9 protein-coding genes are annotated in these 10,219 nt (G+C 74.7%); 5 read left to right on the top strand and 4 right to left on the bottom strand.

All coding sequences use genetic code 11. The features are described from left to right. On the top strand, positions 1-475 hold a 475-nt coding region (locus ACSNOD_RS22840), incomplete at its 5' end, for a winged helix-turn-helix transcriptional regulator (protein ID WP_436768891.1). A gap of 24 nt (positions 476-499) precedes the next feature. On the opposite strand, the gene ACSNOD_RS22835 is transcribed toward ACSNOD_RS22840, so the two are convergent. Further along, complete coding sequence (locus tag ACSNOD_RS22835; protein WP_436768890.1) at positions 500-1,204, bottom strand: uridine kinase; 705 nt, start codon at positions 1,202-1,204, stop codon at positions 500-502. A 296-nt stretch (positions 1,205-1,500) separates the two neighbouring features. On the opposite strand from ACSNOD_RS22835, the gene ACSNOD_RS22830 reads away from it, so the two are divergent. Together ACSNOD_RS22830 and ACSNOD_RS22825 are read left to right on the top strand one after the other, a co-directional pair. Further along, positions 1,501-1,899, top strand: coding sequence for a hypothetical protein (locus ACSNOD_RS22830; RefSeq protein ID WP_436768889.1), 399 nt, complete (start codon positions 1,501-1,503; stop codon positions 1,897-1,899). Positions 1,900-2,301: 402 nt separating this feature from the next. Further along, positions 2,302-3,945 carry a SulP family inorganic anion transporter gene (locus ACSNOD_RS22825; RefSeq protein ID WP_436768888.1) on the top strand — a complete coding sequence of 548 codons (1,644 nt, stop codon included), beginning with the start codon at positions 2,302-2,304 and terminating at the stop codon, positions 3,943-3,945. Between the two features lie 56 nt (positions 3,946-4,001). Here ACSNOD_RS22825 and ACSNOD_RS22820 read toward each other — a convergent pair whose 3' ends face one another. Beyond that, a complete protein-coding gene (locus ACSNOD_RS22820) occupies positions 4,002-4,481 on the bottom strand; it encodes a MarR family winged helix-turn-helix transcriptional regulator (protein ID WP_436768887.1) in 480 nt (159 codons plus the stop codon). A 91-nt stretch (positions 4,482-4,572) separates the two neighbouring features. Here ACSNOD_RS22820 and ACSNOD_RS22815 point away from each other — a divergent pair, with 91 nt between their 5' ends. Further along, positions 4,573-5,559 carry a quinone oxidoreductase family protein gene (locus ACSNOD_RS22815; protein WP_436768886.1) on the top strand — a complete coding sequence of 329 codons (987 nt, stop codon included), beginning with the start codon at positions 4,573-4,575 and terminating at the stop codon, positions 5,557-5,559. Here the strand turns inward: ACSNOD_RS22815 and ACSNOD_RS22810 are convergent. Then, complete coding sequence (locus ACSNOD_RS22810; RefSeq protein WP_436768885.1) at positions 5,513-6,805, bottom strand: cation:proton antiporter; 1,293 nt, start codon at positions 6,803-6,805, stop codon at positions 5,513-5,515. The two genes, ACSNOD_RS22815 and ACSNOD_RS22810, sit on opposite strands and share 47 nt — an antisense overlap. Positions 6,806-7,277: 472 nt before the next feature. Between ACSNOD_RS22810 and ACSNOD_RS22805 the strand changes: the two genes are divergently transcribed. After that, entirely contained in the window at positions 7,278-8,687 is a 1,410-nt protein-coding gene (locus tag ACSNOD_RS22805; RefSeq protein WP_436768884.1) for a glycosyltransferase 87 family protein, read from the top strand. Here the strand turns inward: ACSNOD_RS22805 and ACSNOD_RS22800 are convergent. After that, positions 8,660-10,219, bottom strand: a 1,560-nt coding sequence (locus ACSNOD_RS22800; RefSeq protein WP_436768883.1) for a phospholipase D-like domain-containing protein, incomplete at its 5' end; no start/stop codon positions are given. The genes ACSNOD_RS22805 and ACSNOD_RS22800 overlap by 28 nt on opposite strands.

The raw sequence follows: 10,219 nt of genomic DNA, 5'->3' as shown, positions 1-10,219 counted from the left end.
CCACCGTCCCCTCCCCTTGGAGCCCCTCATGCCGTCCCGCCCGAGCCCCGCCGCCCCGACGGACGCCGCCACCCCGTCGGACGCCGCCGATCAGCCCGGCGTGGCCAAGGCCGCGTGCCCGGTGACCTCCGTCGGCGACATCATCTTCAGCCGCTGGACGGCGCCGATCCTGTGGACCCTGGGTCAGAACGGCACGCTCCGCTTCAATGCGCTGCACCGGCTGATCCCCGACGTCACCCCGAAGATCCTGACCAGCCGGCTGCGGCAGCTGGAACGGGACGGGCTGGTGGTGCGCACGTACCACCCCGACATCCCGCCCCGGGTGGAGTACGGGCTCAGCGAGCTCGGGCAGACGCTGAGCCCCGTGTTCCACACCCTGGTCGACTGGAGCCGCACCCATCTGTCGGAGGTGGAGTCCGCCCGCGGCGCCTACGACCGGGCCCGCGCGGCGGAGGACGCCTGGGCGGAGGGCTGAGCGCGCCCCCACCCGCGCCGGGCCCTATCGCGTCAGCAGCCGCGGCCTCGCGAAGACCGAGTTGTCGATGACGACGTCCATCCTGGGCAGCGGGTCCGCCTCGCGGAGGTAGACGCGTTCGGCCACCAGATAGCGGCCGCGGTGGAGGGACTCCGCCTCGGAGCCGGCCCAGTCCTGGTCCCGCTCGGCGCCCCGCCGTACGGACAGTTCCTCGTCCACGCCGAGCCGGACGCGGAAGTCCCAGTAGGCGTCGATCTCCGGCCGGAACGCGAAGACGCCGTCCACGATCAGCACCGTGTCCGGTGTGAGCGGCGTGGTCCGCGCCGAGTGGTCGATCTGGGTGAGCGGGTCGATGGAGCACAGCGCGCAGCGGGTGGCCTCCGGCGACCGGCAGGGGTCCAGCAGCAGTCGCCTGACCGCGTCGTAGTCGAACGCGTTGCGGTAGTACCCCTCGCCCGACTCCCGGTCGTACAGGTGCCGGTCCCGCCAGGGCCTCTTGAAGTCGTCGAGGGTCGCCCGGAGCACCGGGCGGCCGCCGGCCGCCACCCGTTCCGCCAGTTCGTGGCCGAAGCTGGTCTTTCCGGCGGCCGTGGGGCCGTCGATGCCCACGAGGAGCCGACCGGGCCCGAGCGCCGACACGCGCCCGGCGACCTCCTCGATCAGCGCGCCGCGCTCCGGTGAGGCGGGCGCGGGGCAGGGCTGCCGCCACGTGGAAGCGGAATGGCGCACGCCGGGGACGGGCGATGCCGCCCGGCCGTCCTCGCTCGGTATCACCTGGTCGTCCTCGCTTCCTCGTCGCGCCCGCCCGGAGGAGGGGGCGGGCCGGTGGGCGGGACGCTATCACCGGTGATCGCCGGCGCCCGGGCACACCGCCCCATAGGGCGCATCACCGGTCAAGTGGCCTGCGCGGACCGGTGATCGCGTGGCGCATGTCTCAACGTTTCGAGCAGAGAACCCCCTTGTTCGCAAGTCAAGGGACGGTAACGTTTTGGCACCCGGTGCAGCAGCGACTTCAGGAGTCGGCCGTGATCCCACGTGTATCAGCAGGAGTTCTGCTGATCTGTGCCGTGCTGCTGAACCTTCTGACGCTGCACCACCCCGAGGCGACCGCGCCGGCCGAGCCGGCCGCCGTGGCCGCCGAGGTCAGGGAGCAGTACGGCCCGGCGGTGTCCGTCCTCGCGGGCGAACCGTCGGGTCACCAGGACGAGTCGGCCCATCCCCCACTGGCCCGGCTGTCCCGCGCCGTCCATTCCGGCGTCAAGCCGCCCGTGGGCCAGGACGTCCGCGGCGCGTGCGACGACACCGTACGGACGGGCGCGGACGCGTCACCCGGTACCACCCGGGCGTGCACCGCGCGGGACACCTGGAACCCCGGCGCCGGTGCCGCACCGACACCGAACTCCCTGCGGTCGTTCCGCTGCTGAGCGGCGGAGCGCTCCGCGTGCCCCTCGGGCGCGTCATCGGCGACGCCCCCGCCCTTCCCTGATCGCTTCGATCGCCGCGACCGCCACACTCGCCGCGATCACCGCGATCGACCGCAACCGCAATCGCAACCGCTCAGAATCTCGTCCCGCTCCGACACCCCGGGTCTGGATCGTCCCGTCCCCTCACCGTTCGACCGCTCGGCGCGTGCCGCGCGGGCGCGTGACATCCGGCACGTCACGCTCCTGCCGCACACCCCGCGCGGAAGGCGCCGGCCGGCCGCACCGTCGGCCTCCCCCGGCGCACCCCGGTGAACAGGGCGGGGACGGATCACGTACCTGTCCGCATGGACACGGATCTCGTCCCCGCTCACGCGACGGTCCTTCCCCCCACGAAAGAGCTCCATGAAACAGTTCAGTTCAGCGTTCCTGCGTGCCGCGCGCACGGATGTGACCTCGTCCCTCGTCGTGTTCCTCGTCGCCCTCCCGCTGTGCGTCGGGGTGGCCGTGGCCTCCGGCGTCCCGGCCGAACTCGGCCTGATCACCGGCATCGTCGGCGGCCTGGTGACCGGGCTGCTGCCGGGCAGCAGCCTCCAGGTCAGCGGCCCCGCCGCCGGCCTCACCGTGCTCGTCCTCGCCGCCGTGACGGAGTACGGGCTTCCCGCCCTCGGACTCATCGTGCTGGTCTCCGGGCTGCTGCAACTCCTGCTCGGGGCGCTGCGGATGGGCCGCTGGTTCCGCGCGATCTCCGTGGCGGTCGTGCAGGGCATGCTCGCCGGCATCGGGCTGGTCCTGATCGCGGGCCAGCTCTACGCCCTGGCGGACGCCAAGGCCCCGGGCAGCGGCCTGGGCAATCTGGGCGGGCTCCCCGGCCTGGTCGACCGGACCCTCGCCTCGGGCAGCGCGCTCACCGCGCTCGCGGTGGGCGCCGGCACCGCCGCGGTGATCATCGCGTGGCCGCGTCTGCCGGCGAAGCTGCGGGTGATACCCGCTCCCCTGGTCGCGGTGGGCGCGGCGACCGCCGTCACCGCGGCGTTCGACCTGCCGATCGCCCGCGTCCACGTCACCGGCCTGGTCGACGCCATTCAGCCGCCCGGCCTCTCCGACCTGAGCGGACTGGCCGACGTCGGGCTGGTGGCGACCATCGTGGCGTTCACGCTCATCGCCTCGGCGGAGAGCCTGTTCAGCGCGGCGGCGGTGGACCGCCTCCACTCCGGGCCGCGCACCCACTACGACAAGGAGCTGATGGCCCAGGGCGCCGGCAACACCGTCTGCGGGCTGCTCGGCGCGCTGCCGATGACCGCTGTCATCGTGCGCAGTTCGGCCAACGTCCAGGCGGGGGCGCGTACGAAGCTCTCGCGGGTGCTGCACGGCCTGTGGCTGCTGCTGTTCGCGGCGTTCCTGCCGCAGGCCCTGACCGTCATTCCGACCGCCGCGCTCGCGGGCGTGCTGGTGCACGCGGGCTGGAAGCTGCTGCCGGTCAAGGACCTCGGTCCGCTCTGGCGCGAGCACCGCGGGGAGGCCGTCGTGCTGATGGCCACGGCGATCGCGATCGTGACCACCAACATGTTCGAGGGCGTGCTGATCGGCCTGCTGCTCGCGGTGCTCAAGACGGCGTGGGCCACGTCCCACATCCACGTCGAGGTCACGGGCGTCGACACGGGTGGGCGCGGTGACCACGGCGGCGCTGCGGACGGTGCTGCGGGCAGTGCCGCGGACGGCCGGGTGAGCGCCACCAAGGACGGCGGTACGGACAGCGGTTCGGACGGCGGCGAGGGCGCACCCGTACGCGTACGGCTGTCGGGCAACGCGACGTTCCTGCGGCTGCCGCGCATCCTCGACGCGCTGGAGGCGCTCCCCGCGAACCGGCCGGTCGAGCTGGACCTGTCCGGGCTGCGGCATCTGGACCACGCGTGCATGACGGCGCTGCAGTCCTGGACGGACCAGCACAACGCGCCCATCACCCGACGGCCGGAGCTCAAGCCGGAACCGCGACCGGAACGGGAAGCGCAAGCGGAACCGGAGCGCGAGCCCCAGCCGGCCGCCTGAGACGCGGCCTCAGCCCGCGCCCCGGCCGGCCGCCGGACGCGGCCGCGATCGCCCGGTCACCGTTCGGTGGCCGGGCGATCGGTTTCCGCGCAGGGCTCCTCCGGGTCGACGACGCGCCGGAGCAGGTCCAGCAACTGCGCGCGCTCGGCCGGCGACAGCGCGGCCGTCAGCTCCTCGTTCGCCTCACGGCCCAGCTTCTCCGTGCGCGCCAGCCTGCGTTCGCCGCTCTCCGAGAGGGCGATGGCGTTCTTGCGCCGGTCCCCGGGGTCCGGGGCGCGCGTGATGAGCCCGTCGTCCTGGAGGTCGTTGAGGATCGCGACCATGTCCTTGGGGTCGATGCTCAGGCTGCGGCCCAGTTCGGCCTGGGACACGGGCCCCAGCTCGGCGACGGCCGACAGTACGGCGTGATGGGTCATCCGCATCCCCTCCCGGGCGAGGGCCTCGGCGACGAGCCGGTGGCCGCGCGCGGCGGCGCGGCCCAGGAGCCAGCTGGGGAGCGTGCGGATGCGCGAGGGAGCGCGAACGGACTCGGGCATGGGACCAGCGTACCCGGAATACCGTTGGACTCTCCAACGATTCCGTGGTTATCGTTGGTGCTCCCAATGATCACCGACCTGGGAGGTGCCCATGCGGCGTGTCCGTTTCCATCGGCACGGCGGCCCCGACGTGCTGTGCGTGGAGGAGGCCGAGGCCCCCGAGCCGGCGCCGGGCGAACTGCTGGTCCGCACGGAGGCGATCGGGGTGACCCTGCCCTCCGTGCGCGCCGTGCGGGAAGGTGCCGGCCGGACCGCGCTGCCGGGCGTCCTCGGCGGCGAGGTCGCCGGGGAGGTGGTCGCCCTCGGCCCCGGGGTGACGGACTACGCGATCGGGGACCGCGTCACCGGACTGCCCTTCAGCGGCTCGTACACCGAACTGGCCCGCGTGCCCGTGCCGATGGCGAGCCGGATACCAAACGGGGCGAGCGCGGTGTCGGCCGTCGCGCTGGTGCGGGGTGGGCAGGTCGCCCTCGCCGCCCTGGCCACGGCCGGTTCGTCGGCGCCGGCCCCGCCCGCCGCGGCCGGGCGGCCCGTCGGCGCGCCCGGCGCGCCCATCGCGTCGCTTCTGATCACGGGAGCGGCGAGCGGCGTGGGCCATCTCGCCGTCCAACTGGCCAAGCTCCAGGGCATCCCCCGGGTGGTCGCGGCCGTGAGCTCCCCGGCCAAGGCGGACTTCCTGCGCGCCCTGGGCGCCGATGAGGTCGTCGTCTACGACAGTGCGGACTGGGGGGAGCCGGTCGAGGTCGTCCTGGACGGCGTCGGCGGGGATCTGCTGCCGCGCGCGATCGACGCGCTGGCACCGGGCGGGCGGCTGGTCTTCTTCAACTCGGGCGGCGGCACCGTCCCCGCCCACGCCCTCCTCGCGGGGGCGAAGACCGTCACCGGGCTGAGCATGGGGCGCTTCGTGGCCGGCCACCGGGAGCTGTACGACCGGCACGGCGAGGAACTCTGGCGGCTGGCGCGCGCCGGACGGCTGCGGCCCGCCGTGCACGCGGAGATCCCGCTGGCCGAGGCGGCCCGGGCGCACGAGATCATCGAGGCCCGCGCCAACCTCGGCAAGGTGGTCCTGATCCCTTGATTCCCTCACCCTCGGTGCCGACCCCGGTCCCGACGCCCGGGGGAGGCGACGGGCGGCCGGCGCCGCCCGAGTCGCCCGGCGGGCGGGGCGGTCGGCGGCGGGCCAGGCGGCGGGCCACCGGCTCGGTGTAGCGCGCCGCCAGCGTGCCGATGACCACGAGCAGCAGGACGTACGCCGTGGCCAGCGGGCCCAGCGCCGGCTGGACGCCGGCCGTGAGGGCCAGGCCCGCGATCACGATCGAGAACTCGCCGCGCGCCACGAGCGCGCCGCCGGCCCGCCAGCGCCCACCGGCCGGGAGCCCGGCCCGGCGGGCGGCCCAGTAACCCGTGGCGATCTTCGTCAGGGTGCCGGCGGCGGCGAGGGCGAGCGCGGGCAGCAGCACCGGAGGGATGCTCGCGGGGTCGGTGTGCAGGCCGAAGAAGACGAAGAACACCGCGGCGAACAGGTCGCGCAGCGGGGCGAGCAGCGGGTGACTGCCGTGCGCGGCCTCGCCGGAGAGGGCGATGCCGACCAGGAAGGCCCCCACGGCGGCGGAGACCCGTAGCTGCTGGGCGGCCCCGGCCACGAGCAGGGTGAGCCCCAGCACCACGAGCAGCAGCTTCTCCGGGTCGTCGGAGGAGACGAAGCGGGAGATCGCCCGGCCGAAGCGCACGGCGAGGAACAGCACCGCCCCGGCCGCGGAGAGCGCCACGGCCAGGGCGACTCCCCCGGCGAGCAGCCCCACCCCGGCGAGCAGGGCCGTGGCGATCGGCAGATAGACGGCCATGGCGAGGTCCTCCAGCACGAGGATGCTCAGCACCACGGACGTCTCGGGATCACCGAGCCGGCCGAGGTCGGCGAGGACCTTCGCGATGACGCCGGAGGAGGAGATCCAGGTGACCGCGGCCAGGACGACGGCCGCCAGCGCGCCCCAGCCCAGCAGCAGCGCGGCCGCCGCGCCGGGCAGCGCGTTGAGCGCGAAGTCGACGACGCCGTCCGCGCAGTGGGTTCTGAGGTTGGTGACGAGCTCGCCGGGGCTGTACTCCAGGCCGAGCATGAACAGCAGCAGGACGACGCCGATCTCGGCCCCGACGGTGACGAACTCCTCGCTGGTGGCCAGCGGGAGCAGACCGCCCTTGCCGAAGGCGAGCCCCGCCAGGAGGTAGAGCGGGACGGGTGAGAGGCTCAGCCACCCGGCGAGACGGCCCAGCAGGCCCAGTCCCAGCAGGATGCCTCCGAACTCCATGAGAAACACTGCGGAATGCATCGGCTCACTCCCGTATCGGAACGGCGGGAACGGCGGGAACGGCGTGATCGTCAGGCGTCGGGGCGGCGCGCGGACCGGGCCGCTGCGACGGGCCGACGGGCCGACAGAAAGGCGTGAGGGCGCACGGGCACGACGGCGCACCGGCGCGGGAGCGGACGGGCTCGGGGGACGGACAGCGGCGCTTCGGGACCCGCGGCGAGGGGGCGGCAGACAGCCGCACGACCCCGGCCGGAGGTGAACGTATGCGAAGCATCGCAAAACTATCAGATGAATATCGTCCGTCCCACGGCGTGTGGTAGCCGCCGTTCCTCCCCGGCGCACGCCGGCGCCCGGTCCCCGCGGGCCTCCTCCGCCGAAGCGCCTCGCCCGCGCTCCCCGGCGCCCACCAGCGCGGTCGGTGGGGAAAGCCCCAGCTGAAACAGGGTAGTTCGCTGTCGTGCCCCGAGGCGCCCTGCCGGGCTGCAATGGCCGGGTGACCGAGAACAGGGCGGCCGACGACAGGGCGGCCGACGACAAGGCCATCGAGAACAGGAACGGCGCGGCGGGGGCCGCCGGTGGAGCACCGGGCGGGCCGGGCCCCTGGTGGAACCGGCGACGGGTGTGGGTCGGCGGATGGCTGGCCGCGACCGGGTGGGCGGGCGTCTTCCCCGTGGCCTCCGCCCTGTCGCCGCACCGCACGTGGGGGCTCTTGGCCGCCCTCGGGTACACCGCGGCCGCGCTCGCCGCCTGGTCGCTGCCGCGCCGCCGGGCCCGCACGGTCTCGGTGGCGCTCGCCCTGACCGGCGCGGTGCTGCTGCCGCTGCCCCTGCTGGTGGCCGGCGGCGAGGGCCAGTCGGAGGTGTCGGTGATCGAACGGTCCGCGAGCCGGCTGCTCGCCACGGGCACCCCGTACCTCCCCGATCCGCACGGCGTCGCGGACTACACGCCGTATCTGCCCGGCATGGCGCTCTTCGGCCTGCCCCGCGCGGTGCTCGGCGACGGCACGTGGTACGCCGCGATGGCGGGCGACCCCCGGGTCTGGTGCGCGGCGGTGTTCCTCGGCTGCCTGGTGGCGGTGCGCCGTGTGCTGCGGCCGACGGCCGACCCCTCGTACGGGTTCGGGCGCGGCACCTCGTACGGCGGCGCGCGCGGGATCGCGTACGGGTCGTACGGGCGCGGGCCCTCGTACGGGTCCGGGCGCGGGATGTCGTACGGGCTCGTGTCGGCCGCGCTCGTCGCCTCGCCGCTGGTGGCGCTGCCGCTGTGCGTCAGCGGGGTGGACCTGCCGCTGACCGGCGCGTGTCTGCTGGGCATGGCCCTGGCGGCGCGCGGGCGGCCGGTCGCGGCCGGGCTGTTGCTCGCGCTGGCCTGCTCGTTGAAGTGGACGGCGTGGCCCGCCGTGCCGGTCGCGGTCGCGGCACTGGCATGTGCCCACGGCGGGCGGGCCGCCCTGCGCGGCCTGCGGACGGCGGTGGCCGGCACGGCCGTCCTCGTGGTGCCGGGCGCGTTGCTCGCGCCGGCCGCGATGGCCGAGCAGGTGCTGGCCTTCCCCGTGGGGCTGGCGGACGTGCCCACCCCCGCCGCCAGCCCACTGCCGGGGCATCTGCTGGCCGGGCTCGGCCCGAGCGGCTGGGTGGCCGCGGTGGTGCTGCTGTTGCTGGCCGCGGTCGTGACCGGGGCGTCGCTCGTCCTCAGGCCGCCGGTCGGCGCCGTCGCCTGCGCCGACCGGCTGGCGCTCGGCCTGACGGCGGCGTTCGCGCTGGCGCCGGCCGGCCGGTTCGGCTACCTCCTGCTGCCGGCGGTCCTGGCGGTGTGGACGCGCCTGGCGGTCCGGTCACCGGTCGCCCCGGCCGGGGCGACCGGGCCGGCCCCGGGTCACCGCGGACAGGTCCCGGTGGAGTAGTCGACCGTGGCGGCGGCCCGCGAGTACGTCCACTCGGGGTCCAGAAGCGCCGACTTCAACTGCGCCGCGGCGGCCGGGCTCTCGACGATGTAACCGAAGTCCTGGAGCCAGGACGGGTAGAGGTTCTTCGACCCGATGTAGAAGGCGGAGTCGTCGACCGAGACCAGCTTGTGGTGCAGCCGGTAGGGGCTGCCGTCGGCGAAGCGGGGCTGCGCGGCGCTGCGGAACGACGCGAGCTGCAGGTTGGAGCAGAGGGCGGCCCCCGCGCTCGCCTCGTCGCCCGTGATCAGCGCGAGCCGCTTGCGCAGGGTGTCGCTGACCTCCGAGAGCGACCTGATCTGCGAGTAGCCGCCGCTGCCGACCGCGCCGCGGTTGGCGGGGTCGCTCACCACGATGCGGACCTTGACGCCCGCGGCGAGCTTGCCGGCGAGGGTGTCGTAGAGCCGGATGTCGTAGCGCGGCAGCGGCGGGCAGGTGCCGTTGAGGTCCTGCTGGGAGATCTCGACGTGGTCGCGGGCGCTGGCGACGAGGGAGCGCAGCGCGCTCTCCTCCGGGTTCACCGTCTCGTAGTCGCGGTCGGCGTTGGTGTTGTCGTGGAGGCCGATGCCGCAGGTGGTGTCGGGGGCCGTGGGCGGGTCGGGGCGGAAGGACGAGGCGGGGTCGACGTCCTTGACGCCGACGCCGAGGCCGCCGACGGCGATCACCGGGAGGTCCCCGCGCGGGGCGGCCGGAGCCGGGTTGGCGTCCTTCTCCAACGTGGCCATGCAGCCCGCGCCGCGCGAGGTGGCGAGCCAGACCTTGCCGAGGTTGCCGGAGTTCCGGCAGGTCCAGGTCCACAGGGTGTCGAGGTAGCTGCCGGCGGAGCGGGCGGCGGGGCCGCTCAGCGCGAGGTCGACGTCGGCCACGGGTTGGGCGGTGTCGATGTAGTCGCCCTGCCAGCTGTTGATGCCGCCGGTGATCGCCGTCTCGCCGTCGACCACGAGCAGCTTGGAGTGGTTCCAGGAGAACGCGGTCTTCGAGGTGGTCATGGAGGCGACGTTCAGGGTGACCCGGTCGGCCGCCTGGCCGAGCCGGGAGAGGAGCTCGTCGCGGTACGTCGCGGGTATCACGTTGAGGTGGTACAGCGGCGCCGCCCCGACGAGCACCCGCACCCGCGGTGTGTGGCCGGCCGCCACGGACGCCTTCAGCCCGTCGACGATCGCGTCGTTGAAGGCGCCGTTCGGCAGCGGGGCCAGGGAGGAGATGTCGACGGTGCGCCGGGCCTTCGCGATGTTCTCCGTCATGCGGGCGAGCAGGTGCCGGGTGCCGACGCGGTCGGCGCAGCCGGCGTCGCCCCAGCAGCCGGGCGTCTGGAGGAGCCAGCCGGCCGGGTCGCCGGCGGTCCCGTCCAGGCGGTTGCCCGCGGTGCGCTCCCACACCTGGCCCTCCAGGCCGGGCGAGACCTCGCGCAGGGTGCGTTCGACGGCGTCCAGGTGCGGGGTGGCGGCAGCCGGGGTCGCGGCGGTCACCGGGGCCGGGGAGGCCGTGGGGAG

The sequence above is a fragment of the Streptomyces sp. URMC 123 genome (assembly GCF_051386515.1).
Taxonomy (GTDB): domain Bacteria; phylum Actinomycetota; class Actinomycetes; order Streptomycetales; family Streptomycetaceae; genus Streptomyces.
Note: the sequence above shows the minus strand (reverse complement) of the source record. Positions and strands in the feature narration are given on the sequence as shown.